The organism is Mesorhizobium sp. M5C.F.Cr.IN.023.01.1.1 (assembly GCF_003997585.1).
GTDB lineage: Bacteria > Pseudomonadota > Alphaproteobacteria > Rhizobiales > Rhizobiaceae > Mesorhizobium > Mesorhizobium wenxiniae.
Genome location: NZ_RZSU01000058.1, coordinates 1 through 25,232, shown reverse-complemented (window position 1 = coordinate 25,232; position 25,232 = coordinate 1). Strand labels below are relative to the sequence as shown.

Here is a 25,232-nt window from a genome sequence, read left to right as displayed (position 1 = left end):
CTCTCCTGTTTTCAGTATGTTCGTATTTTGTTCTAATTTTGTTCGAATGTCAACGACCACAATCCGGGCGAGCCGCGAATTGCCGGTGATCAGTTCGGCAGGGTTAAGGAAAGGTTGAGAGCGGATTTCCGCCGCTTCCCGCACTGGCTGCGTGTGGGGAGGTGCAGCCAGATAGCACGCCGGTGATCAGCCCGTAGATGTGTCGAGATTCAGGTCAGGCCTAGCCGGAGTCGAAGACGGGCGCGAAGCGACCAGACTGGGTGGGTTCCAAGAACCGGAACGGAGCGTACTGTTGGGTACGTGAGTACCGGAAGCGCAGGAAACCGCCGTTCGCAGGCCGGCTGAATATCGATACACCTAAAGCGGAACAACCTTGCCGTCGGCCAGCGTGACGCGACGGTCCATGCGCGATGCAAGCTCGTGATTGTGGGTGGCGATCAGCGCCGCCAGCCCCGATTGCCGGACCAGCGCTCCCAGTGCCTCGAACACATAGGAGGCGGTGACCGGATCGAGATTGCCGGTCGGCTCGTCGGCAAGCAGCACCAGCGGCGCATTGGCGACGGCGCGCGCAATGGCGACGCGCTGCTGCTCGCCGCCGGACAATTCGGATGGCCGGTGCTGCGCGCGCTTGCCGATCTGCATATAGTCGAGCAGTTGCGCCGACCGCTCGGCAGCCTCCTTGCGCGTCAGCCCTTTTATCAGCTGCGGCATCATGATGTTTTCCAGCGCCGTGAACTCCGGCAGCAGGTGATGGAACTGATAGACGAAGCCGACATCGTTACGGCGGATCGCCGTGCGCTCGTCGTCGGAAAGCCGCCCGCAGGCGCGGCCTGCCAGAATCACGTCGCCGGCGTCCGGCCGCTCCAGCAGTCCGGCGGTGTGCAACAGCGTCGATTTGCCGGTTCCCGACGGCGCCACCAGCGCCACGATCTCGCCGCGCTTCAGCGAAAAATCGGCGCCGTTGAGGATGGTGAGCTTGCGCGGCCCCTGGACATAGTGCCGCTCGACGCTCTTCAGCTCGATAATGGCCTCGGCCATCATTCGTACCTCAGCGCTTCGACCGGATCGAGCCTGGCCGCGCGCCATGCCGGAAACAGCGTCGCTAGGAACGACAGCACCAGCGCCATCAGGATCACCGAGATCGTCTCGCTGGCGTCCATGCGGGCAGGCAGCTGGCTCAGGAAATAGAGCTCGGGATTGAACAGCCTCTCGCCGGCCAGCCAGGAGAAGAACTGGCGGATTCGCTCGACGTTCAGGCAGATTACGACGCCCAGCAGCACGCCGGCGATGGTGCCCACCACGCCGATCGCCGCGCCGGTCATCAGAAAGATGCGCAGGATCGCGCCGCGCGTGGCGCCCATGGTGCGCAGGATGGCGATGTCGTGGCCCTTGTCCTTCACCAGCATGATCAGGCCCGAAATGATGTTGAGCGCCGCCACCAGCACGATCAGCGTCAGGATCATGAACATGACGTTGCGCTCCACTTGCAGCGCATCGAAGAATGTCCGGTTGCGTTCTCGCCAGTCGACCATGGTGATCGGCCGCTGCGACGCCTCCTCGACCTTCGGCTTCAGCGCGTCGACATTGTCGGGATTGTCGACATAGATCTCGATCGCCTGAGCTCGGCCATCCATGTTGAAATAGAGCTGTGCTTCCGAAAACGGCATATAGACGATGGAGCTGTCATATTCCGACATGCCGACTTCGAAGATTGCCGTGATCGGGTAGCCCTTCATGCGCGGTGTCGTGCCGAGCGGCGTGACATCGCCGTCGGGCGCAATCAGCGTGATCGTGTCGCCGAGCACAAGACCGAGATTGTCGGCCATGCGGCTGCCGATGGCGACGCCCTCGCTTGTGTCGAAGCCGGCGATCGAGCCCTGCTTGATATTGTTGGCGACGATCGAAATTTTAACCAGATCCTCGCCGCGTATGCCGCGAACCAGCGCCCCTGACCCGCCGCCGATATTGCCTTGCGCCAGCACCTGCCCGTCGATCAGCGGAATGGCGTACTGGACGCCGGGCACACCGTTGATGCGACCGGCGACCTGCGCATAATCCTCCAGCGGCATGTCGAGCGGCTGCACGATCAGATGGCCATTGACGCCGAGGATGCGCGTCAGGAGCTCGGCGCGAAACCCGTTCATGACAGCCATCACGACGATCAGCGTGGCGACGCCCAGCATGATGCCGAGGAAGGAGATCGAGGCGATGACGGAGATCACCGTCTCCTTGCGGCGCGAGCGCAGATAACGCCATGCGACCATGCGTTCGAAAACGGAAAAAGGTCCGGCGGCCGGGGGTTTCGCTACTGCCGCTTCGCTCATGCGGCAAAACCGAAGCGTTTCTTCACATCCTCGATCGGCAGCGTCTCACGCTCGCCGGTCCTGCGATTCTTGATCTCGACCTCGCCGGCCGCCACGCCGCGCGGCCCGACGATCACCTGCCACGGCAGGCCGATCAGGTCGGCGGTGGCGAACTTGCCGCCTGGCCGCTGGTCGGTGTCGTCGTAGAGCACGTCCTTGCCGACGGCAACAAACGCCGCATGGAGTTCGTCGCAGACGCGGTCGCACTCGGCGTCGCCGGCCTTCATGTTGATCAGGCCGACGTCGAAGGGCGCCACCGCGCCCGGCCAGATGATGCCGTTGTCGTCATGGCTGGCCTCGATGATCGCCGCGACCAGCCGCGTCGGGCCGATGCCGTAGGAGCCGCCGGAGACAAAATGATCCTTGCCGTCAGGCCCGGTCACCTTGGCCCCCATCGGTTTCGAATATTTGTCGCCGAAATGGAAGATGTGGCCGACCTCGATGCCGCGCGCCGAGACCCGGTCGCTTGTCGCAACCTTCTCCCATGCCGCCTCGTCGTGCATCTCGTCGGTCGCGGCATAGGGAGTCGTCCATTTCTTGACGATATCGCCGATCTCGGCATCGTTGGCGAAGTCCGTGTCCGCCCCCGGCACATCAAGCGCAAGATAGTCGCGATGGCAATAGACCTGGCTCTCGCCGGTGTCGGCCAGGATGATGAATTCGTGGCTGAGGTCGCCGCCGATCGGCCCGGTGTCGGCACGCATCGGGATTGCCTGCAGTCCCATGCGCGTGAACGTCCTGAGATAGGACACGAACATGCGGTTGTAGGCCGCCTTAGCGCTTTCGAAGTCGAGATCGAAGGAATAGGCGTCCTTCATCAGGAACTCGCGCGAACGCATGACGCCGAAGCGCGGCCGCACCTCGTCGCGGAATTTCCACTGGATGTGATAGAGATTGAGCGGCAGATCCTTATAGGACTTCACATAGGCGCGGAAAATCTCGGTGACCACCTCCTCGTTGGTCGGCCCGTAGAGCATGTCCCGGTCTTGCCTATCCTTGATGCGCAGCATCTCCTTGCCATAGTCGTCATAGCGGCCGCTTTCGCGCCACAGCTCGGCGGACTGGATGGTCGGCATCAGGATCTCGAGCGCGCCGGCCCGGTCCTGCTCCTCGCGAATAATCCGGCAGACCTTGTCCAGCACCCTTTTGCCGAGCGGCAGCCAGGAAAAACTGCCTTGCCCCTGCTGGCGGATCATGCCGGCGCGTAGCATCAGCCGGTGCGAGACGATTTCGGCCTCGCGCGGATTTTCTTTAAGGATAGGCAGGAAATAGCGCGACAAACGCATGGACTGGTCCGTGAGAGAGAGGATTGCCGCACCGGAATCGGCGCAGCGCAGGCTTGCTTGCCCCGGCTTCATAGCCATTTCATGACGGAATGGAAACCCGCCCATCGGGTGTCGCAAAGGCGCCGCAGTGCCGCATCCGCCTTGCTGGTCGTTTGGCAAGCAACGCCTGCCATACTATTGTGCACTGCAGCACGAGATTGCTTATTTCCAGGCAAAATTCTGCGTGACATTTTCACCCGCCTTGGTCTAATGTGCCCCGATAACCGAGAGGGCGGAAAGAAATCTGCTCTCCTACGCGGTCAAAGTCTTGGGAGGATGCGATCTAGGCGCGGTTACTCGCTGCCGCCGGACACCGGAAACGGATCGGACGCGTTTAAATTGCAAGGCCTCGGCCTTGCATTTTTTTTGTGCAATCATTTGGTTAGCACGACAAATTGCCAAGTCACTTCACGCAGCGTCAGCACAGCAGGTTTCGAAGGACCTGCATAGGCTTCCGGCCCGGATTGGTGCTCACGTGCAGGATGCGGACAGCCGTGCTGGAGGTCTAATTTTCGGGGCTCTGGCTGAAATCCGGCACGATGTGCGGGATGTCGTCGATGCCGAGGCCGAGCCCCCTCGTAATGCCATAGAAGATACCAAGAAGAACCATCGTGACGATCGTCGTCCGCAGCACGGCGCGCAGCATATGCGATCCGCGCGGCGCGCTGGGCACCGTGCCCAAGGTCACGTCCTCATCCTCGTCCTGCGTCCTCACGCTGAACGGCAGGATGGCGAACAGCACCACCCACCATGTGATGAAGAACAGGGCGAGAAACGAAACCCAGCTCATGCTTGCTCCAGTTCGACCAGCGTGCCGAAGAAATCCTTGGGATGCAGGAACAGCACCGGCTTGCCATGCGCGCCGGTCTTCGGGTTCCCGTCGCCCAGGACGCGGGCGCCGCTGGCCTTGAGGTGATCACGCGCGGCAAGAATGTCGTCGACCTCATAGCAGACATGATGCATCCCGCCCGAGGGGTTCTTCTCGAGGAATGCTGCGATTGGCGAACCCTCGCCGAGCGGCTCCAGCAATTCGATCTTGGTGTTGCCGACATCGACGAACACCACCGTCACGCCATGCTCCGGCAGCGCCTGCGGTGCGGTCACCCGAGCGCCGAGCGTGTCGCGATAGGCCGCCGTCGCCGCGGCCAGATCCGGCACGGCAAGCGCGACATGGTTCAGGCGTCCGAGCATTGGCGGCGTCCTTAGGGCAGTAAGGCAATAGGGCAGTAGGGAAAAATGTCGGCGAGGTACTATCGCCTTTCCCTACTGTCCTACTGCCGTACTCCCCTACTCCCTTACCTAGTGACGAACACCGTCACCAGCGGCTTCTTGCCCCACGCTTCATTGGCGGCGCCGCGGACGGCGCGGCGCACCGCCTCCTGCACGAGGTCGAGGTCTTTTCGGCGCTGACGGGGGATAGAGTCCACGGCGCCGATTGCCGCATCGATCATCAGGTCTTCGAGGCTCTCGCCGCGGGCATCGGCCTCAGCAACGCCGATTGCGACCAGATCGGGATCGCCGGCGAGCTCATATTTGTCGTCGAGCACGACATTGACCGCGACATGGCCGGCAAAAGACAGCTTGCGCCGGTCGCGAATGCCCATCGCCTGGTCGGTGCCGATCAGCCTGCCGTCCTTGTAGATGCGGCCGAACGGCACCTGGTCGATGATCGTCGCCGCACCGGGAAAGAGCCGGAGCATGTCGCCGTCGCGCACCTGCGCCACCTGGCCGATGCCGGACACCGACATCAGCGACCCTTGCGCTACAAGATGCGCCGCCTCGCCATGCACCGGCACGCCGATCTGTGGGCGCACCCATTCATACATCTTGCGCAACTCGCTGCGGCGGGGATGGCCGGAGACATGCACCAGCGCATCGCCGTCCTCGATGATCTTGATGCCGAGATCGATCAGGCGGTTCTTGATCTCGAGGATACCCTTCTCGTTGCCGGGAATGGTGCGCGAGGAAAACACCACCGTGTCGCCTGCCGTAAAGGACACCGATTTCATCTCTTCGCGCGACAGTTTTGCCAATGCGGCAAGCGGCTCGCCCTGGCTGCCGGTGCAGATGATGACGAGGTTTTCGCGCGGGATTAAGCCAAAATCCTCCTCGGCGATGAATTCGGGCAGTCCATCCATATAGCCGAGCTCGCCGGCAACATCGATGACGCGCTTCAGCGAGCGGCCGAGCACAAGGCACTGGCGGCCCGCGTCCCGTGCCGCCTTGGCAATGGAGACGATGCGCCCGACATTGGAGGAAAAAGTGGTGACCGCGACCCGGCCCTTGGCGCTCTGGATGACGCCTTTGAGGCCCTCGCCAACCGCTACTTCCGACGGCGACTCCCCTTCCCGCAGCGCATTGGTGGAATCGCAGATCAGCGCCAGCACGCCCTTGTCGCCATAGGCGCGGAAGCGGGCCTCGTCGGTCATCGGCCCGATCGTCGGCGCCGGATCGATCTTCCAGTCGCCGGTGTGGATGACGGTGCCGGCCGGCGATGTGATCGCCAGCGCCATCGGCTCGGGAATCGAATGCGCAACCGGGATGGCCTCGATCGCGAACGGGCCGACACTGAATTTTTGACCGGCGCGGTAGATCGTCACCGGGATCTTCGGTGCGCCCTGCTCGCCCTGCCGCTTGGCTTCCAGCAATCCGGCCCCGAACGGCGTCATCCAGACCGGCGCCTTGAGCTTCGGCCATGTATCGAGCAGCGCGCCGTAATGGTCCTCATGCGCGTGCGTGATGATGATGCCGCGCAGATTGGCGACGTTCTCCTCGATGAAGCGCGTGTCGGGCAGCACCAGGTCGACGCCAGGCAGGCTGGCATCGGGGAAGGTGACCCCGACATCGACGACGATCCATTCGCGCGCATTGGCCGGCCCGTAGCCATAGAGAGCGAAGTTCATGCCGATCTCGCCGACGCCGCCGAGCGGCACGAAGACGAGTTCGGCGTTTTCCGCTGTCGCCATGATCTTTCCTTTCCTGGCCGGTCAAACCAGGCCCTTCAAAACTGGGGCCCTTCAAAACTGGGCCCGTCAAACCTGACCCGTCAAACCTGGGCCGACGCGACCGCACCGAAATGCACGTCGCCGGCGGCGATCGTTAGAACCGAACCCTTATCGTCGCGGATCACGAAACGGCAGTCCTCGTCAATGGTCTCGAACGTGCCGCGCACCACATTACCGTCAATTCTGACAGCAACCTGCCCGCCAAGCCCTGCCGCGCGCGCCAGCCAGCGGCGCCTGACGGCGGAAAGCCCACGCCCATCATTCCACAGCCGCGCATTCTCGCTCCAGGCATCCGACAGCGCCAGAAACAGCGTCTCGGCATCGCAAGCAGCGCCCAGCGCGCTAAGCGATGTCGCCGGATAAGGCAAATCTTCGGGATAGGCCACAACATTGACGCCGATGCCCACAGCCACCGCGAAGCGATCGCCTTCGAGTATCGCCGATTCCAGCAGGATGCCGGCAAGCTTGGCGCCGGAGGCAAGCACATCGTTCGGCCATTTCAGCTCGAAACGGTTCTTGCCATCGCTGCCGCCGTCGAGGCCGATTGCGATCCTGCCCTTCGGCACGACGGCGTCGAGCGCATCGGCCAGCGCCAGGCCGGCGACGAAGCCGAGCGTTGCAGCCAAGCGAAGCTCGGCATTGGTGACCACCAGCAGCGTTGCCGCCAGATTGCCCTCGGGCGTCGCCCAGACGCGGCCGCGCCGGCCACGTCCGCTTTCCTGTTTTTTTGAAACGACCCAGAGCTTGCCTGGATCTCCCGCCCGCGCATGGTCCAGCGCCAGCGCATTAGTGGAACCGACGGTGTCATGTGCCTCGAGCCGGAACCCTTCCGAGGCCGCTGTTGGAGCCAGCCGAAATGCCATCCCGTCAGAAAAACGTCTTGGCGGCGGCTTCGGCATAGGTGCCGATCGGCCCGCCGATCAGCACATAGAACAGCACGAAGGCGCCGCAGACGCCGAGCACGATGCGAAGTTCGGTCGCCATCGGCACGAAGCCGCCGACCGGTTCGTCGAACCACATGATCTTGATGATGCGCAGATAATAATAGGCGCCCACCACCGAGGCCAGCACGCCGATGATCGCCAGCGCGTAGAGGTTGGCGTTGATGGCGGCGAGGAACACGTACCACTTCCCCCAGAAGCCGGCGAGCGGCGGGATGCCGGCCAGCGAGAACATCAGGATGGTGAGGATCGTCGCCATGATCGGATTGGTCGACGACAGGCCGGCGAGATCGCTGATCTGTTCGACATTGCCTTCCTTGCGCCGCATGGCGAGGATGAAGGCGAAGGTGCCGAGCGTCATCACCAGATAGATCAGCATGTAGATGGCGACGCCGCGCACGCCGGCCTGGCTGTTGGCGGCGAGACCGACCAGCGCGTAGCCCATATGGCCGATCGAGGAATAGGCCATCAGCCGCTTGATGTTGGTCTGGCCGATGGCCGCGAAGGCGCCGAGCGCCATCGAGGCGATCGAGATGAAGACGATGATCTGCTGCCAGTCGGCGGCGATCGGCTTGAACGCGCCCATTGTGACGCGCACGATCAGCGCCATCGCCGCCATCTTCGGCGCCGCCGCGAGGAACGCCGTCACCGGCGTCGGCGCGCCTTCATAGACGTCGGGCGTCCACATGTGGAACGGCACCGCCGATATCTTGAAGGCGAGGCCGGCCAGCACGAAGACCAGGCCGAAGACGAGGCCAAGCTGCCGCTCGCCGCCGCCCAACGCCGTGGCGATCTCCTGGAAGCCGGTGTTGCCGGTGTAGCCGTAGACGAGGCTGATGCCGTAAAGCAGCATGCCCGACGACAGCGCGCCGAGGACGAAATATTTCAGCCCCGCCTCGGTCGAGCGCAGATTGTCCCGGTTGATCGCCGCCAGAACATAGATCGCCAGCGATTGCAATTCGAGGCCGAGATAAAGCCCGATCATGCCGTTGGCCGAGATCATCAGCATCATGCCGAGCGTGCACAGCAGGATCAGCACCGGATATTCGAACTTGTCGAAATGCTCCGCCTTGGCGAAGCGCATAGACATGACCAGCGTCACCGCCGATCCGATCAGCGCCAGCACCTTCATGAAGCGGGCGAAGGGATCCTGGACGAAGGCTTCGCCGTAAGCGTTGCCCTGCCCGGTGGAAAAGATCGTCCAGACGCCGGCAACCACTAGGACGGCGACGGCAAGGCCGCTCACCGTGGTGGTGGTGTTCGCGCGCGAATAGGCGCCGAGCATCAGCAGCGCCAGGGCGCCGACGGCGAGGATCAGCTCTGGCGTAGAGAGCGACAGGCTGGAGAGAAGGTCCGGCGTCATGGTTCGCAAACCTCTTAGTCAGTTCGCCGCCGCGGTTTGCGCGGTGTCGATGGATGCGGTGACATTGGTGACGAGCGCCTTGACCGATTCGGCCGTCGCATCGAAGACCGGCGCCGGGTAGACGCCGAAGAAGATGACCAGCGCGGCCAGCGGATAGATGATCACCTTCTCGCGCGCCGACAGGTCGAGCAGGCCTTTCAGGCTGTCCTTGGTCAGCGCGCCGAAGATCACCCGGCGATAGAGCCAGAGCGCATAGGCCGCCGACAGGATGACGCCGGTGGCGGCGAAGAACGCCACCCAGGTGTTGACCCGGAACACGCCGAGCATGGTCAGGAACTCGCCGACGAAGCCGCTGGTGCCTGGCAGGCCGACATTGGCCATGGTGAAGATCATGAACACGGTGGCGTATTTCGGCATGTTGTTGACCAGCCCGCCATAGGCGTCGATGTCGCGCGTGTGCATGCGGTCATAGATGACGCCGACACAGAGGAACAGCGCGCCGGAGACGAGGCCGTGCGACAGCATCTGGAAGATTGCCCCCTGAACGCCTTCCTGGTTCATCGCGAAGATGCCCATGGTGACGAAGCCCATATGGGCGACCGACGAATAGGCGATCAGCTTCTTCATATCCTCCTGCATCAGCGCCACCAGCGAGGTGTAGATGATGGCGACGACGGACAGCGCGAAGACCAGCGGCGCGAACATCTCAGAGGCGATCGGAAACATCGGCAGCGAAAAGCGCAGGAAGCCGTATCCGCCCATCTTCAGCAGGATGGCGGCCAGGATCACCGAGCCGGCCGTCGGCGCCTCGACATGGGCGTCCGGCAGCCAGGTGTGCACCGGCCACATCGGCATCTTCACGGCGAAGGAGGCGAAGAAGGCGAGCCATAGCCAGGTTTGCATGCTGGCCGGGAAGTTGTGCGTCAGAAGCGTCGGGATGTCGGTGGTGCCGGACTGGAAGAACATCGCCATGATGGCGAGCAGCATCAGCACCGAGCCGGCCAGCGTATAGAGGAAGAACTTGAACGAGGCGTAGACGCGCCGTTTGCCGCCCCACACGCCGATGATGATGAACATCGGGATCAGGCCGGCTTCGAAGAAGACATAGAACAATACGATGTCGAGCGCGCAGAACACGCCGATCATCAGCGTCTCCAGCAGCAGGAAGGCGATCATGTAGGCCTTGACGCGTTTCTCGATCGATTCCCACGAAGCCAGGATGCAAAGCGGCATCAGGAAGGTGGTCAGGATGACGAACAGCATGGAGATGCCGTCGACGCCCATATGGTAGGAGATGCCGGAGTCCAGCCAGGCAAACTTCTCGACGAATTGGAAGCCGGGCTCCGAATTGTCGAACCCGGTCCAGATGAACAGCGAGATGATGAAGGTGATGCTCGTCGTCCACAACGCGATGGCGCGGATGTTGCGGCGGGCATTCTGGCTGTCGTCATTGATCAGCAGAATGAACAGCACACCAACCAGCGGCAGGAAGGTGACCAGCGAGAGGATCGGCCAGTCGGTCATCAGAGCATCATCCAGGTGACGAATGCGGCAACGCCGATCAGCATGGCGAAGGCATAGTGATAGAGGTAGCCGGTCTGCAGCTTGACGACCCGGTTGGTGACATCGACGACGCGCGCCGAAACGCCGTCCGGACCAAGCCCGTCGATGACGGTGCCGTCACCGGTCTTCCACAGAAAATGGCCCAGGCGTTTTGCCGGCCGCACGAACAGGAGGTCGTAAAGTTCGTCGAAATACCACTTGTTGAGCAGGAAGGCGTACAGCCCGCGATGCTGCGCCGCCAAATTCTTCGGCATTTCCGGCGCGCGGATGTAGAATTGCCAGGCAATCGCAAAGCCGATCAGCATGGCGACAAACGGCGCCAGCTTCACCCATAACGGCACTTCGTGCATGTCGTGCAGGATGTGGTTTTCCGGGAGCGTAAACAGCGACGCCTTCCAGAACTCGGCATAGCCCTCGCCGATGAACGCGCCATGGAAGATCACGCCGGCGAACAGCGCGCCCGCCGCCAGGATGTACAGCGGCACCAGCATGACCGGCGGCGATTCATGGACATGGTGCATGACCTCGTGGCTCGCCCGCGGCTGGCCGTGGAAGGTCATGAAGATCAGCCGCCAGGAATAGAAGCTGGTGAAGCAGGCGGCGACGACCAGCAGCACGAAGGCAAGGCCGGCCATCGGATTGTGCGCGGCGAAGGCGCTTTCGATGATCGCGTCCTTGGAGAAGAAGCCGGCGGTGCCGATGACCGTCACCGGAATGCCGACGCCGGTCAGCGCCAGCGTGCCGATCACCATCATCCAATAGGTCTTCGGAATGAGCGTTCTGAGGCCGCCCATGTTGCGCATGTCCTGTTCGTCGGAGACGGCGTGGATCACCGAGCCGGAGCCGAGGAACAACAGCGCCTTGAAGAAGGCATGCGTGAACAGATGGAAGATCGCCGCGCCATAGGCGCCGACGCCGAGCGCTACGAACATATAGCCGAGCTGCGAGCAGGTCGAATAGGCGATGACGCGCTTGATGTCGTTCTGGACGAGACCGACGGTCGCCGCGAAGAAGGCGGTGAACGCGCCGATGAAGGTGACGACGATCAGCGCCGAATGCGACAGTTCGAACAGCGGCGACAGCCGCGCCAGCATGAACACGCCGGCCGTCACCATGGTGGCGGCATGGATGAGCGCCGAGACCGGCGTCGGGCCTTCCATGGCGTCGGGCAGCCAGGTGTGCAGCGGCACCTGGGCCGACTTGCCCATGGCGCCCATGAACAAAAGCAGGCAGACCACGGTCATCGCGGCCTGCTTGTCGAGCGCATAGCCGAGGAAGGTCAATACTGCAGCGCCCTCGGGGGCGCCTTCGGCCGGAATGAATGTCGCTGCATTGGCGAATATGGTGCCGAGATTGACCGAGCCGAACAGCACGAACACACCGAAGATGCCGAGCGCAAAGCCGAAATCGCCGACGCGGTTGACGACGAAGGCCTTGATCGCGGCGGCATTGGCCGACGGCTTTTTGTACCAGAAGCCGATCAGCAGGTAGGAGGCGAGACCGACGCCTTCCCAGCCGAAGAACATCTGCACGAGGTTGTCGGCGGTCACCAGCATCAGCATGGCGAAGGTGAACAGCGACAGATAGGCGAAAAAGCGCGGCCGGTTCGGGTCGTGATGCATGTAGCCGATCGAGTAGATGTGGACCAGCGCCGACACAGTGTTGACCACAACCAGCATCACCACCGTCAGCGTGTCGATGCGCAGCGCCCATGCGGCCTCTAACCCGCCCGACTGGATCCAGCGCAGCACCGGCACGGTGAACACCTCGCCCTCGCCGAAACCGACGGCGAAGAAGGCGACCCACGACAGCACGGCTGATATCACCAGGAAGCCGGAGGTGATGTATTCGGACGCCTTGGCGCCGAGCGACGTGCCGAACAGGCCGACGATCAGGAAGCCGAGCAGCGGAAGGAAGACGATGGCCTGATACATGGTGGTTTCCGTCAACCCTTCATCATGTTCACGTCTTCGACCGCGATCGAACCGCGGTTGCGGAAGAAGACGACGAGAATGGCGAGGCCGATCGCCGCTTCAGCCGCTGCGACCGTCAGCACGAACAGCGCAAACACCTGTCCGACGAGATCACCGAGTGCTGCCGAGAAGGCGACGAAATTGATGTTGACCGCGAGCAGGATCAGCTCGATCGACATCAGGATGACGATGATGTTCCTGCGATTGAGAAAAATGCCGAACACGCCGAGCGTGAACAGGATCGCCGATACGGTCAGATAGTGTGCGATGCCGACGATCATCTCAGATTCCTTCGCCCGTCTTGACCTTGCGGATTTCCATTCCCGTTGCCGGCGTGCGGCCGACCTGGGCTGATATCGACTGCCGCTTGATCCCCGGCTTGTGGCGCAGCGTCAGCACGATGGCGCCGATCATGGCGACCAGCAGCACAAGGCCTGCAATCTGGAAATAGTAGAGGTAGTCCGTGTAGAGGATGTCGCCGAGCGCTGCCGTGTTCGAGCGCGCGGCAAGGTCCGGAATGGGTTTCGAAACCGTCGCGGCCAGTTGCGGCGCGAACGTATAGCCGCCGAGCACCACGATCAGCTCAGCCGCCAGGATCAGCCCGACCAGCGCGCCGATCGGCGCATATTGCAGGGCGCCTTCCTTCATTTCGGCGAAATCGACGTCGAGCATCATGACGACGAACAGGAACAGCACCATGACCGCGCCGACATAGACGACGAGCAGGATCATCGCCAGGAACTCGGCGCCGGTCAGCATAAACAGGCCCGCAGCGTTGAAGAAGGTCAGGATCAGGAACAGCACCGAATGCACGGGATTGCGCGCCGAAATGACCATGAACGCCGAGGCCACCGCGACAAAGGCGAAGAGGTAGAAAAAAGCCGCCTCTAGTCCATTTAGCATGGGTTCCCCCGGGGTTCCTGTCGGACCGGCTTTCGCCCTGTCCGTTGTGTGCTTCGTTCCGCCTCCGGTGCCGAAGCCGCGTGTTCCTAGCGCATGTTCCGATCGGGTTGAAAGACCCGATCGAAAGAAACATGCGCCATTCTCCTACTTCGGAGGATGATCTTGTCTGAAAAGTCTGCAACTTTTCGGGATCATCCTCTGAACGAGGCCTCTCGCCCCGTCCATGCGTCAAATGTCAGCGATACGGCGCATCCAGCGAGATGTTGCGCGCCAGTTCGCGCTCCCAGCGGTCGCCATTGGCCAGCAGCTTGTCCTTGTCGTAATAAAGTTCTTCGCGCGTCTCGGTGGCGAATTCGAAATTCGGCCCCTCGACGATGGCGTCGACCGGGCATGCCTCCTGGCAGAAGCCGCAATAGATGCACTTCACCATGTCGATGTCGTAGCGCACCGTGCGGCGCGTGCCGTCATTGCGGCGCGGGCCGGCCTCGATGGTGATGGCTTGCGCCGGGCAGATCGCCTCGCACAATTTGCAGGCGATGCAGCGTTCCTCGCCGTTCGGATAGCGGCGCAGCGCATGCTCGCCGCGGAAGCGCGGACTGGTCGGCCCCTTCTCGTGCGGATAGTTGATCGTCTCCTTCGGCGCGAAGAACTGGCGCATCGACAGGAAGAAAGCGCTGACGAAGTCCTGCAGGAGCAGCGATTTTGCGGCTTGGGCTAGAGCAGACATCACGCAAACCCCGTGATCTTGAGGAACGCGGCGACAATCACCACCATCGCCAGCGAGATCGGCAGGAAGACCTTCCAGCCGAGCCGCATCAGCTGGTCGTAGCGGTAGCGCGGCACGAAGGCCTTCACCATGGAGATCATGAAGAACACCAGGCAGACCTTGAGCACGAACCAGATCAGACCCGGCACCCAGGTGAAGGGAGCGAAGTCGAAGGGCGGCAGCCAGCCGCCGAGGAACAGGATGGTGGCCAGCGCGCACATCAGCACGATGGCGACATATTCGCCGAGAAAGAACAGCAGGAACGGCGTCGACGAATACTCGACCATATGGCCGGCGACGAGTTCCGATTCGGCTTCGACAAGGTCAAAAGGCGGGCGGTTCGTTTCGGCCAGCGCCGAGATGAAGAAGATGACGAACATCGGGAACAGCGACAGCCAGTGCCAGTCGAGGAAGGTGTTGGGCAGGCCAACTCGCGTGCCCAGCCCGTCCTGCTGCGACAGCACGATGTCGGACAGGTTGAGCGAGCCGACGCAAAGCAGCACGGTGACAATGACGAAGCCGATCGAGACCTCGTAGGACACCATCTGCGCCGCCGAGCGCAGCGCGCCGAGGAACGGATATTTCGAGTTGGACGCCCAGCCGCCCATGATCACGCCATAGACCTCGAGCGAGGAGATGGCGAAGACATAGAGGATGCCGACATTGACGTTGGCAATCGCCCAGCCCTCGTTGACCGGGATCACCGCCCAGGCCGAGATCGCCAGCACCGCCGAAACCAAAGGCGCTAGGAGAAAAACGCCCTTGTTGGCGCCGGACGGAATCACCGGCTCCTTGAACACGAACTTCAGAAGGTCGGCGAAAGCCTGCAGCGTGCCCCATGGGCCGACGACGTTCGGGCCGCGGCGCAGCTGCACCGCCGCCCAGATCTTGCGGTCCGCGTACAGGATGTAGGCGACGAAGATCAACAGCACGACGATCAGCACGACCGACTTCAACAGGATGAGCAGCGCCGGCAGCACGTAGAAGGAGAAGAAGGTGTCCATGCTATTCCGCCGCCTGCCTGAAGCCGTTTTTCGCCAGCGCCGAGCATTCCGCCATCACGGCGGAAGCCCGGGCGATCGGGTTGGTCAGGTAGAAGTCCTTGACCGGCGAGGTGAAGGCGCCCTTGTTCAGCCGCCCGCCGAGCTTCGCCACCTTGGCGATATCGTCAGCATTGCCGGCCGCCACCTGGTCGATGCGGGCAAGATGCGGGTATTCCGAATAGAGTTTCGCGCGAAGCTGCGGCAGCGAATCGAAAGGCAGCTTCTTACCCAGCACATCCGACAGCGCCCGCAGGATCGCCCAGTCCTCGCGCGCATCGCCCGGCGCGAAGCCGGCTCGGTTGGTCTGCTGCACGCGGCCCTCGGTGTTGACGTAGGTGCCCGATTTTTCGGTATAGGCGGCGCCCGGGAGGATAACGTTGGCGCGGTGCGCGCCCTGATCGCCATGCGTGCCGATATAAACGACGAAGGCGCCGCCGGTCTTGGCCATGTCGATCTCGTCGGCGCCGAGCAGGAACAGCACGTCCATATCGCCCAGCATGCCGGCGACGTTTTTGCCGCCCTCACCCGGCACGAAGCCGACATCGAGCCCGCCGACACGCGCCGCCGCAGTGTGCAGCACGGCAAACCCGTTCCAGTCGGCTCTCGCCGCATTGACGGCGGTGGCGAGCTTCGCCGCCTGGCCGAGCACGGCCGCGCCATCCGAGCGTGCCAGCGCACCCTGGCCCACGATAACAAGCGGATGCGTCGCTTTCTTCAGCACCTGGAAGAACTTGCCGTTGCCGTCGGCCAGATCCCTGAGCGATTCCGTTCCGGCGCCGAGCTGCTCATAGTCGTAGCGCGTGTCGCCGACATCGCCGATAACGCCGACCGGCAGGTTGCCGACCCGCCAGCGCTTGCGGATGCGGGCGTTGAGCAAGGATGCCTCGAAGCGCGGATTGGCGCCGATGATCAGCACCGCGTCGGCCTGCTCGATGCCCTCGATGGTCGGGTTGAAGATATAGCTTGCCCGGCCGAGCGACGGATCGAGCGCGGCACCGTCCTGGCGGCAGTCGGTGTTCTTCGAGCCGAGCGAGGCCATCAGCAGCTTCAGCGCATAGATCTCCTCGACGGCGGCGAGATCACCTGCAATGGCGCCGATCTTGTCGGGTGCAGTGCTCGACACCGCTTCCTTGATCGCGGAGAAAGCCTCGGCCCAGCTTGCCGGGGCCAGCTTGCCGTTCTTGCGGACGTATGGCCGGTCGAGGCGCTGGGTGCGCAAGCCGTCCCAGATGAAGCGGGTCTTGTCGGAAATCCACTCCTCGTTCACCGCCTCGTTGGTGCGCGGCAGGATGCGCATCACTTCGCGGCCTCTGGAATCGACGCGGATCGCCGAGCCGACAGCATCCATCACGTCGATGGATTCGGTCTTGGTCAGCTCCCACGGCCGTGCCTGGAAGGCGTAGGGTTTGGAGGTCAGCGCGCCGACCGGGCAAAGGTCGATGACGTTGCCCTGCAGTTCCGAGGTCATCGCGCTTTCGAGATAGGTGGTGATCTCGGCGTCCTCGCCGCGGCCGATCAGGCCGAGCTCGGAAATACCGGCAATTTCGGTGGTGAAGCGGACGCAGCGCGTGCAATGGATGCAGCGGTTCATGATCGTTTTGACCAGCGGCCCGATATACTTGTCTTCGACCGCCCGCTTGTTCTCGTGATAGCGCGAGGAATCGACGCCGAACGCCATCGCCTGGTCCTGCAGGTCGCACTCGCCGCCCTGGTCGCAGATCGGACAATCGAGCGGATGGTTGATCAGCAGGAATTCCATCACGCCTTCCCTGGCCTTCTTGACCATCGGCGTGTTGGTGAAAATTTCCGGCGTTTCGCCATTCGGTCCGGGACGCAGGTCGCGCACGCCCATGGCGCAGGACGCTTGCGGCTTGGGCGGCCCGCCCTTCACCTCGATCAGGCACATGCGGCAGTTGCCGGCGATCGACAGCCGCTCATGGAAGCAGAAGCGCGGCACTTCCGCGCCGGCGTCCTCGGCTGCCTGCAGCAGCGTGTAGTGGTCGGGTACAGTAATCTCTTTCCCGTCGACCTTGAGCTTTGCCATGTCGTCTCAAACCCCTGCGGACATTCCGCAATCTTTCTTTCCGGGCGCAACCGAAACCGCGCCCGGCATTGAATTCAATGTTTGGCCGAGGCCAGCACCGCCGCCTGGCCAAGCCAGTCGTCGCGCTCGATGCGGCCCTTGAACGACAGATAATCGTCGACCCAGGCGATCTCTTCCGGCGTCCATGCCGCAATCTGGCCGTAGGTCCAGATGCCCAAGCCGTTCAGCACCTCTTCCAGCTTCGGCCCGATGCCCGATATCGCCTTGAGGTCGGCTGGATTTGCCGGGCGATCCATGGCCTTGGGCTGCTTGAAGTCCTCGGGCATCAACCCGGTCGGCGCGGCAGCCGCATCCACCACGCTCCGTGTATCATCCATGCCGCTCGCCGCTATGTCATTCACGTTCCTGGCGAAGGACTGCGCATCGGCGATCAGGGTTTTCGTCGCCGCGCGCGCCTTGGTCGAGGAGCTTGTCCCTGTCCCGGAAAAGCGTTCGGCCCTGGCATCGAAATCGTCGACGATCGGCTGGAAGAGCCGCTGCGAGGCCTCGGCCGCACCCGAGAGCATACCGATCCACACCCCAAAGGCATGATTGGCAAGCCCGAAGCCGAGCGCCGACAGCGCTGCCGCACCCGCGACAGGGTGCGCCAGGAGATTGACGGCGCTCGCCATCTCCTTCGGCATCATCCTGGTCAGGTCCTGGTTCATCTTCTCGAACGGATCCAAATCTGGCACCAAATGATCGGGTCTCGAATTCAGCGACATGGGCGGTCTCCTGGTCGTTTCTTCCGTATGCCCCGGCCTGTTTCCTCAAATCGGGCACTTGCCCGTATTTCAAATCGGGCACGCGCCCGCTTCAAATTCTTGTCTATTCTGCCGCCACCATCACCGGCTCTGCGCGGTGCGCGTTGCGCGAAAACTCGTCGATACGCCGCTCCACCTCGCCGCGGAAATGCCGCATCAGGCCCTGGATCGGCCACGCCGCCGCATCGCCCAGCGCACAGATCGTGTGGCCTTCGACCTGTTTGGTGACGTCGAGCAGCATGTCGATCTCACGCTTCTGCGCCTCACCCCGCACCAACCGCTCCATCACCCGCCACATCCAGCCGGTGCCTTCGCGGCATGGCGTGCATTGGCCGCAGCTCTCGTGCTTGTAGAAGTAGGAAAGCCGGGCAATCGCCTTTACGACGTCGGTCGATTTGTCCATGACGATGACAGCCGCCGTGCCAAGACCCGATTTCAGGTCGCGCAACGCATCGAAATCCATCGGCGCGTCGATGATCTGTTCCGCCGGCACCAATGGCACCGAAGCGCCGCCCGGAATGACCGCCAGCAGATTGTCCCAGCCGCCGCGAATGCCGCCGCAATGCGTCTCGATCAATTCGCGGAACGGGATCGACATCGCCTCTTCGACGGTGCAGGGATTATTGACGTGGCCGGAGATGCAGAACAGCTTGGTGCCGACATTGTTGGGCCGGCCGAAGGACGAGAACCAGGCAGCGCCGCGGCGCAAAATGGTCGGCGCCACAGCGATGGACTCGACATTGTTGACCGTCGTCGGGCAGCCATAGAGGCCGACATTGGCCGGAAATGGCGGCTTCAGCCGCGGCTGGCCCTTCTTGCCTTCGAGGCTTTCGAGCAGCGCCGTTTCCTCGCCGCAGATATAGGCGCCGGCGCCATGGTGCATGTAGATGTCGAAGTCGTAGCCAGACGTGTTGTTCTTGCCGATCAGCTTGGCCTCGTAGGCCTCGTCGATGGCGCGCTGCAGCGCCTCGCGCTCGCGGATGAACTCGCCGCGCACATAGATGTAGGCGGCGACCGCGCCCATGGCGAAGCCGGCGATCAGGCAGCCCTCGACCAGCGTGTGCGGGTCATGGCGCAATATGTCACGGTCCTTGCACGTGCCGGGTTCGGATTCGTCGGCATTGACGACGAGATAGCTCGGCCTCCCGTCGCTCTGCTTGGGCATGAACGACCATTTCAGCCCGGTCGGGAAGCCGGCGCCGCCGCGGCCGCGCAAGCCGGATGCCTTCATCTCGTTGACGATCCAGTCGCGCCCCTTGGCGATGATGCCAGGCGTGTTGTCCCAGGCGCCGCGCGCCATCGCGCCGGCCAGCGACTTGTCGAAGCGGCCGTAGATGTTGTTGAAGATGCGGTCTCTGTCCTGAAGCATTGTTCGTTCCTCAGACCGGTTTCTTGCCGAAGACGCGGATATATTCGGCGACTCCGCCCTTGGCGAGCGCCTTGGCCTGCTTGACCCAGTCTTCGCGCTCGATGCGGCCACGGAGACTGAGATAACCGTCGACCCACTCGCGCTCGGCCCTAGTCCATGACGCCACTTGCGCGTAGGTGAAGATATCAAGCGAATGCAGTATGCCTTCGGTTCTCGGGCCGACCCCCGAGATCAGCTTGAGATCGTCGACCAATGCCGGCTTTGCTATGCCGGCCGGACGGTTCTTGTCCTCGAGCGAAGGCTTGGCAGGCTTGGCGGTTGTTTTTCCGGCAGCGCCGAACGGCGCTTCCTTCAACTCGGGGGCCTTGAAAGCAGCCGCTGGCTCAGCCTTGGTCTTGGGACCGCTGCGCTGTTTCGAAACTTTTTCGACCTCCGGCGCGGCCTTGTTGGCGTTGGCCGCCGAATGCCGCGGTGCGGCGACGCTCGCCGCCTTTTCGGTCTCCGGTGCGACCTTCGTCGGGGAAGGCGATCTCAGCGCCGGGCTGGTTTCGAGCGCATCGGTCTTCGGCTTGCCGGCTTTCGATGGCGCGACAGGGGCAGCCGGTGCCTGTGCGGCCGGAGCCGCCGGCGACGCGACAATTGCTGCTGGTGCTGCCTCCCTGGCGGCCTTGGCGGCTGCCTTGGCTTCCCTGTCGCGGGTCGTTTTCAGGATCGCCTTTTCGCTCTTCAGCGTCGTCAGGCCGGTGATCGGCTCGGAGGTGATGCGGCCGTTCTGCGGCCCCGGCGTCACCGAGGCGCCCTTGCCGGCGTCGTAGAGATCGATGATCTCGGCAAGCCGCTCCGGCGTCAGGTCCTCGAACGTGTCCTTGAAAATCATCACCATCGGCGCGTTGACGCAGGCGCCAAGGCATTCGACCTCTTCCCATGACAGCGTGCCCTTGTCGTTGGTGTGGAACTGGTCGTGATGGATTTTCGAGCGGCAGACATCCATCAGCGCTTCCGAGCCGCGCAGCATGCAGGGCGTGGTGCCGCAGACCTGGATATGCGCGCGAGTGCCGACCGGATTGAGCTGGTATTGGGTGTAGAAGGTCGCGACTTCCAGCCCTCTGATGTAAGGCATGCCGAGCATGTCGGAGATCGTCTCGATCGCCGCCTTGGTCACCCAGCCTTCCTGCTCCTGCGCCAGCATCAGCAACGGAATGATCGCCGACTGCTCGCGGCCCTTCGGATACTTCTTGATCCATTGCTTCGCCGCTGCCGCATTCGCCCGGTTGAAGGCGAAGGCGGCTGGCTGGAGGCTGGCTTCTGCGAGACGGCGGACTGACATGATTTTCGCTTTGTTGTTTCTTATTGAACCGAGCTAGAGACGCGATAGCAGTTCTCAGATTGCCCTAGCACGCACACAAACTCTTCTTTCCCGCGCTTCAGGCGGATGTATTCGTCATAACGATCGCCAACCCAGGAAACACAATAGGGCCGTGGCCGGCTGGGCACCTCCGCAACGAACGAATCCAACTGGCACTGCGGAAAGGAATGAAGAAGTATCCCCTCATCCATCGGTGCATGTCTCTCGAACGTGCGCCCCATCAATAAGTCACCTTCCGCAACCAGCTCAAACCCAATCTTGAGAAGGTCTCGTGACAGCAGCCGACCATCGGGGCCCCAAGCAGGAACTTGGGCCGCCATTGTCAGGACCGCTGCGGTGACAATCGCGTTCATTGCTACCGGTCAACCTCCCCGAAGACGATATCGAGTGAACCCAACACAGCGGTGATGTCGGCGAGCATGTGGCCGCGGCACAGAAAGTCCATGGCCTGCAGATGCGCGAAGCCGGGCGCGCGCAGCTTGCAGCGATAGGGCTTGTTGGTGCCGTCCGAGACCAGATAGACGCCGAACTCGCCCTTCGGCGCTTCAACGGCCGCATAGACCTCGCCCGCCGGCACGCGGTAGCCCTCGGTGTAGAGCTTGAAGTGATGGATCAGCGCTTCCATCGAGCGCTTCATCGCCGCGCGCTTCGGCGGCACCACCTTGCCGTCGAGATTCGACACCGGCCCGCTGCCTTCCTTGCCAAGCAGCAGGTCGACGCACTGGCGCATAATCTTGGCCGACTGGCGCACCTCTTCCATGCGCACGAGGTAACGGTCGAAGCAGTCGCCGTTCTTGCCGATTGGAATGTCGAAATCCATCTCGGCATAGCATTCATAGGGTTGCGACTTGCGCAGATCCCAGGCGACGCCGGATCCGCGCACCATGACGCCGGAAAAGCCCCACGCCCAGGCATCGGCCAGCGAGACCGTGCCGATGTCGACATTGCGCTGTTTGAAGATGCGGTTGCCGGTCAGCAGTGCGTCAAGATCGTCGAGCGATTTCAGGAACGGGTCGATCCAGTTGCCGATATCCTCGACCAGCTTCTGCGGCAGGTCTTGGTGGACGCCGCCGGGCCGGAAATAGGCGGCATGCATGCGCGAGCCCGAGGCCCGCTCGTAGAACACCATCAGCTTTTCGCGCTCGACGAAGCCCCAGAGCGGCGGCGTCAGCGCGCCGACATCCATCGCCTGTGTCGTCACATTGAGGATGTGCGACATGATGCGGCCGATCTCGCTGTAAAGTACGCGGATCAGCTGGCCGCGCTTCGGCACTTCGATGCCGAGCAGGCGCTCGGCGGCGAGCGCGAAGGCATGCTCCTGGTTCATCGGCGCGCAATAGTCGAGCCGGTCGAGATATGGCACCGCCTGCAGATAGGTTTTGGCTTCGATCAGCTTTTCAGTGCCGCGATGCAACAGCCCGATATGCGGGTCGACGCGATCGACGACTTCGCCATCGAGTTCTAGAACCAACCGCAAAACACCATGGGCAGCAGGGTGCTGAGGCCCAAAGTTGATATTGAAGTTGCGGACGGAAGTTTCAGCCATTTTGGCGTCTCAATTCGTCTTGGCTTTTTCGTCGCCTGGAAGGACGTAATCCGTCCCCTCCCAAGGGCTGAGAAAATCGAAATTGCGGAATTCCTGTTTCAATTCCACCGGCTCGTAGATGACCCGCTTGGCCTCGTCGTCGTAGCGCACCTCGACGAAACCGGTCAGCGGGAAATCCTTGCGCAGGGGATGACCCTCGAAGCCGTAATCGGTCAGAATCCGCCTGAGATCGGGATGGCCCGAAAACAGCACGCCATAGAGATCGTAGGTTTCGCGTTCGAACCAGTCGGCGCCGGGATAAACGCCGGTGATCGACGGCACCACCGTCTCCTCGTCCGCCTGCACCTTGATGCGGATGCGAATATTCTGTTTCGGCGACAGCAGATGATAGACGACGTCGAAGCGCTTGGCCCGTGACGGATAGTCGGCGCCGCACACGTCGATGATCGAGACGAACTGGCAGTTTTTATCGTCGCGGAGGAAGGTTATCACCTCGATCAGATCGTGCGGCTCGACCGAGATGGTGAGTTCGCCATAGGCAAACACCGCATCGCCGATGCGGCCGCTCAGCTTCTCGCCGAGATAGGTCGAGAGTTCATTCAGGCTCATCATCCCGGTCACCGCTCGATCGTGCCGGTGCGGCGGATCTTCTTTTGCAACAGAAGGATGCCGTAGAGCAGCGCTTCCGCACTCGGCGGACAGCCGGGCACATAGATGTCGACGGGCACGACGCGATCGCAGCCGCGCACCACCGAATAGGAATAGTGATAGTAGCCGCCGCCATTGGCGCAGGAGCCCATCGAGATGACGTAGCGCGGCTCGGGCATCTGGTCGTAGACCTTGCGCAGCGCCGGCGCCATCTTGTTGGTCAGCGTGCCGGCGACGATCATGATGTCGGACTGGCGCGGAGACGCGCGAGGAGCAACACCGAACCTCTCCGAGTCATAGCGCGGCATCGAGGTGTGGATCATTTCGACCGCGCAACAGGCGAGACCAAAGGTCATGAACATCAGCGAGCCGCTGCGGGCCCAGGTGATCAGCGCCTCGGTGGAGGTGACGAGAAAACCCTTGTCGGCCAGTTCGTCGTTGATCTCGAGGAAGAATGGATCATTCGCCCCCAACGGCTTTCCGGTGCTGGGGTCGAGAATGCCCTTCGGCTTCGGCGCGACGAGCGTGCCGGAATTGTCGCTCAATCCCATTCCAGCGCTCCTTTCTTCCATTCATAGGCAAAGCCGATGGTCAGCACCGCCAGAAACACCATCATCGACCAGAATCCGAGCATGCCGATCTGGCTGAAAGACACGGCCCACGGAAACAGGAAGGCCACTTCCAGATCGAAGATGATGAACAGGATCGACACCAGATAGAAGCGGATGTCGAACTTCATGCGGGCGTCGTCGAACGAGTTGAAGCCGCATTCATAGGCTGAAAGCTTTTCCGGATCTGGGTTGCGGTAGGCCACCAGGAAGGGCGCTGCAAGCAGCGCCAGGCCCACGACCAGCGCCACGCCGATGAACAGGACGATGGGCAGGTACGAACTCAACAATGCGTTCATGCTGCAGCTTTCCGTTGGCGGCCAATCCACTCTGATTACAGCACCGGACCCACTTGCGGAAGCGTGACAGTTTAACCACTGAACCGTTTTAGGAGGCTCTATGCTGCAACGCGGCGAGGGTTAGCGCAGCGCTTTCGGCGAAGCAAGTCAAACCTTGTTCAAAACACGGGTGCTGGACGGCATATCCGGATAAACTGGTCCGATCCGCTCCTGTTTGATTTTCCTTCACTTTTTACTCCACTTTTATCTCCTGACAGCGATGCCGCCAAAACCCTGCTAGCATGGCGCGGAATCATCGTCCCAACCTTTGGCCGAACGCCAACAGAGTGCCGTCTGCATGAAGGAAAAAATCTCGCTCGCCATGGCCCGGCGCATCGCGCTTGCCGCACAGGGATTTGCCGATCCTCGCCCTAACAGCATTCCTGATCGCCGCCATCTGGCCCGTGTGCTTGGCCGTACGGGCCTGCTGCAGATCGATTCCGTCAGTGCGGTGGTGCGCGCCCATTATATGCCGCTCTATTCGCGGCTTGGCCCCTACCCGCTTGCGCTGCTCGACAACGCCGCCGTGACGCGCAAGCGCAAAGTCTTCGAATATTGGGCGCATGAGGCCTCCTTTCTGCCGGTCGAGACCTATCCACTGATGCGCTGGCGCATGGAGCGGGCCGCGCGCGGGGAGGAAATGTATAACGGGCTGGCCAAGTGGGGCCGCGAACGCGCCACCTACATTGAAGACATCTATCGCGAGGTCGTTCAACGCGGCCCGATCGCCGCTTCCGCCCTGGAAGGCCAGAAAGGCTCGGGTGGCTGGTGGGGCTGGAGCGATGCCAAGCACGCTTTCGAATGGCTGTTCTGGGCCGGCCGCATCACCACGGCGTCGCGTCGTGGCTTCGAGCGGCTCTACGATCTGCCGGAGCGCGTGCTGCCGTCTGCGACACTTGCCCTGCCAGTGCCCTCCCCTGAGGATGCGCACCGCGAATTGCTGCGCATTTCCGCCCGCGCCCACGGGGTCGCGACGGCGGGCGACCTGCGCGATTATTTCCGCCTCTCTCCCTCCGACATCAAGGGCCGGATTGAGGAACTGGTCGACGCCGGCGATCTTTTGCCCGTACGCGTCGAAGGCTGGGACAAGCCTGCCTATCTTTACAAGGACGCCCGTTTTCCGCGTAAGATCAAGGCGCGTGCGCTGCTCGCTCCGTTCGATCCCGTCGTCTTCGAGCGGGCGCGCACGGAAAGACTGTTCCACTTCCGCTATCGCATCGAGATCTACACCCCTGCCGAAAAGCGCCAATATGGCTATTATGTGC

At 62.4% G+C, this 25,232-nt stretch carries 24 protein-coding genes; 1 reads left to right on the top strand and 23 read right to left on the bottom strand.

Features of this window, described 5'->3' with window-relative positions:
* Positions 1-357: 357 nt before the first annotated feature.
* The 23 genes from EOA78_RS21800 to EOA78_RS21690 all read right to left on the bottom strand — a co-directional run bounded on the left by EOA78_RS21800 (position 358) and on the right by EOA78_RS21690 (position 23,928).
* Positions 358-1,041 carry an ABC transporter ATP-binding protein gene (locus tag EOA78_RS21800; RefSeq protein WP_174654574.1) on the bottom strand — a complete coding sequence of 228 codons (684 nt, stop codon included), beginning with the start codon at positions 1,039-1,041 and terminating at the stop codon, positions 358-360.
* A complete protein-coding gene (locus EOA78_RS21795; RefSeq protein WP_127316920.1) occupies positions 1,038-2,324 on the bottom strand; it encodes a lipoprotein-releasing ABC transporter permease subunit in 1,287 nt (428 codons plus the stop codon). The genes EOA78_RS21800 and EOA78_RS21795 overlap by 4 nt, the downstream gene beginning before the upstream one ends.
* Positions 2,321-3,649 carry a proline--tRNA ligase gene (proS, locus tag EOA78_RS21790; protein WP_127316919.1) on the bottom strand — a complete coding sequence of 443 codons (1,329 nt, stop codon included), beginning with the start codon at positions 3,647-3,649 and terminating at the stop codon, positions 2,321-2,323. Before proS ends, EOA78_RS21795 begins: the two co-directional genes overlap by 4 nt.
* Before the next feature lie 544 nt (positions 3,650-4,193).
* Positions 4,194-4,478: a DUF1467 family protein gene (locus EOA78_RS21785; RefSeq protein ID WP_127316918.1), complete on the bottom strand. Its 285-nt coding sequence runs from the start codon at positions 4,476-4,478 to the stop codon at positions 4,194-4,196.
* Positions 4,475-4,879, bottom strand: coding sequence for a methylmalonyl-CoA epimerase (mce, locus tag EOA78_RS21780; RefSeq protein WP_095483449.1), 405 nt, complete (start codon positions 4,877-4,879; stop codon positions 4,475-4,477). Before mce ends, EOA78_RS21785 begins: the two co-directional genes overlap by 4 nt.
* Positions 4,880-4,983: 104 nt before the next feature.
* Positions 4,984-6,654, bottom strand: coding sequence for a ribonuclease J (locus EOA78_RS21775; protein ID WP_127316917.1), 1,671 nt, complete (start codon positions 6,652-6,654; stop codon positions 4,984-4,986).
* An 80-nt stretch (positions 6,655-6,734) separates the two neighbouring features.
* On the bottom strand, positions 6,735-7,556 hold the full coding sequence (locus EOA78_RS21770; RefSeq protein WP_127316916.1) for a biotin--[acetyl-CoA-carboxylase] ligase: 822 nt from the start codon (positions 7,554-7,556) through the stop codon (positions 6,735-6,737).
* Between the two features lie 4 nt (positions 7,557-7,560).
* The gene (gene nuoN / locus EOA78_RS21765; protein WP_127316915.1) at positions 7,561-8,997 is read right to left on the bottom strand and encodes an NADH-quinone oxidoreductase subunit NuoN; all 1,437 of its coding nucleotides are present in this window, start codon (positions 8,995-8,997) and stop codon (positions 7,561-7,563) included.
* An 18-nt stretch (positions 8,998-9,015) separates the two neighbouring features.
* Positions 9,016-10,521 (bottom strand): NADH-quinone oxidoreductase subunit M, encoded by a 1,506-nt coding sequence (locus EOA78_RS21760; protein WP_127316914.1) that lies wholly within the window; start codon positions 10,519-10,521, stop codon positions 9,016-9,018.
* Complete coding sequence (nuoL, locus tag EOA78_RS21755; RefSeq protein WP_127316913.1) at positions 10,521-12,494, bottom strand: NADH-quinone oxidoreductase subunit L; 1,974 nt, start codon at positions 12,492-12,494, stop codon at positions 10,521-10,523. The genes EOA78_RS21760 and nuoL overlap by 1 nt, the downstream gene beginning before the upstream one ends.
* 11 nt (positions 12,495-12,505) lie before the next feature.
* Positions 12,506-12,814: an NADH-quinone oxidoreductase subunit NuoK gene (nuoK, locus tag EOA78_RS21750; protein ID WP_029352048.1), complete on the bottom strand. Its 309-nt coding sequence runs from the start codon at positions 12,812-12,814 to the stop codon at positions 12,506-12,508.
* A gap of 1 nt (position 12,815) precedes the next feature.
* Positions 12,816-13,436, bottom strand: coding sequence for an NADH-quinone oxidoreductase subunit J (locus EOA78_RS21745; protein WP_029352049.1), 621 nt, complete (start codon positions 13,434-13,436; stop codon positions 12,816-12,818).
* Between the two features lie 235 nt (positions 13,437-13,671).
* Complete coding sequence (nuoI, locus tag EOA78_RS21740) at positions 13,672-14,163, bottom strand: NADH-quinone oxidoreductase subunit NuoI (RefSeq protein WP_023798861.1); 492 nt, start codon at positions 14,161-14,163, stop codon at positions 13,672-13,674.
* A complete protein-coding gene (gene nuoH / locus EOA78_RS21735; RefSeq protein WP_023798860.1) occupies positions 14,163-15,206 on the bottom strand; it encodes an NADH-quinone oxidoreductase subunit NuoH in 1,044 nt (347 codons plus the stop codon). The genes nuoI and nuoH overlap by 1 nt, the downstream gene beginning before the upstream one ends.
* Position 15,207: 1 nt before the next feature.
* Positions 15,208-17,289 (bottom strand): NADH-quinone oxidoreductase subunit NuoG, encoded by a 2,082-nt coding sequence (gene nuoG, locus EOA78_RS21730; protein WP_127316912.1) that lies wholly within the window; start codon positions 17,287-17,289, stop codon positions 15,208-15,210.
* Positions 17,290-17,363: 74 nt separating this feature from the next.
* Positions 17,364-18,053 carry an NADH-ubiquinone dehydrogenase gene (locus tag EOA78_RS21725; RefSeq protein WP_127316911.1) on the bottom strand — a complete coding sequence of 230 codons (690 nt, stop codon included), beginning with the start codon at positions 18,051-18,053 and terminating at the stop codon, positions 17,364-17,366.
* A gap of 103 nt (positions 18,054-18,156) precedes the next feature.
* Complete coding sequence (nuoF, locus tag EOA78_RS21720; protein WP_123151869.1) at positions 18,157-19,461, bottom strand: NADH-quinone oxidoreductase subunit NuoF; 1,305 nt, start codon at positions 19,459-19,461, stop codon at positions 18,157-18,159.
* 10 nt (positions 19,462-19,471) lie between these two features.
* Positions 19,472-20,788: an NADH-quinone oxidoreductase subunit E gene (locus tag EOA78_RS21715; RefSeq protein ID WP_127316910.1), complete on the bottom strand. Its 1,317-nt coding sequence runs from the start codon at positions 20,786-20,788 to the stop codon at positions 19,472-19,474.
* A 20-nt stretch (positions 20,789-20,808) separates the two neighbouring features.
* The gene (locus EOA78_RS21710) at positions 20,809-21,180 is read right to left on the bottom strand and encodes a hypothetical protein (RefSeq protein WP_127316909.1); all 372 of its coding nucleotides are present in this window, start codon (positions 21,178-21,180) and stop codon (positions 20,809-20,811) included.
* Between the two features lie 2 nt (positions 21,181-21,182).
* The gene (locus tag EOA78_RS21705) at positions 21,183-22,373 is read right to left on the bottom strand and encodes an NADH-quinone oxidoreductase subunit D (protein WP_127316908.1); all 1,191 of its coding nucleotides are present in this window, start codon (positions 22,371-22,373) and stop codon (positions 21,183-21,185) included.
* A gap of 9 nt (positions 22,374-22,382) precedes the next feature.
* A complete protein-coding gene (locus EOA78_RS21700; RefSeq protein ID WP_164783870.1) occupies positions 22,383-22,982 on the bottom strand; it encodes an NADH-quinone oxidoreductase subunit C in 600 nt (199 codons plus the stop codon).
* A gap of 8 nt (positions 22,983-22,990) precedes the next feature.
* Entirely contained in the window at positions 22,991-23,572 is a 582-nt protein-coding gene (locus EOA78_RS21695) for an NADH-quinone oxidoreductase subunit B (protein ID WP_127316906.1), read from the bottom strand.
* Complete coding sequence (locus tag EOA78_RS21690; protein ID WP_023798850.1) at positions 23,563-23,928, bottom strand: NADH-quinone oxidoreductase subunit A; 366 nt, start codon at positions 23,926-23,928, stop codon at positions 23,563-23,565. The genes EOA78_RS21695 and EOA78_RS21690 overlap by 10 nt, the downstream gene beginning before the upstream one ends.
* 337 nt (positions 23,929-24,265) lie before the next feature.
* Here EOA78_RS21690 and EOA78_RS21685 point away from each other — a divergent pair.
* The coding region (locus tag EOA78_RS21685) for a winged helix-turn-helix domain-containing protein (protein ID WP_164783869.1) at positions 24,266-25,232 on the top strand (967 nt) is incomplete at its 3' end.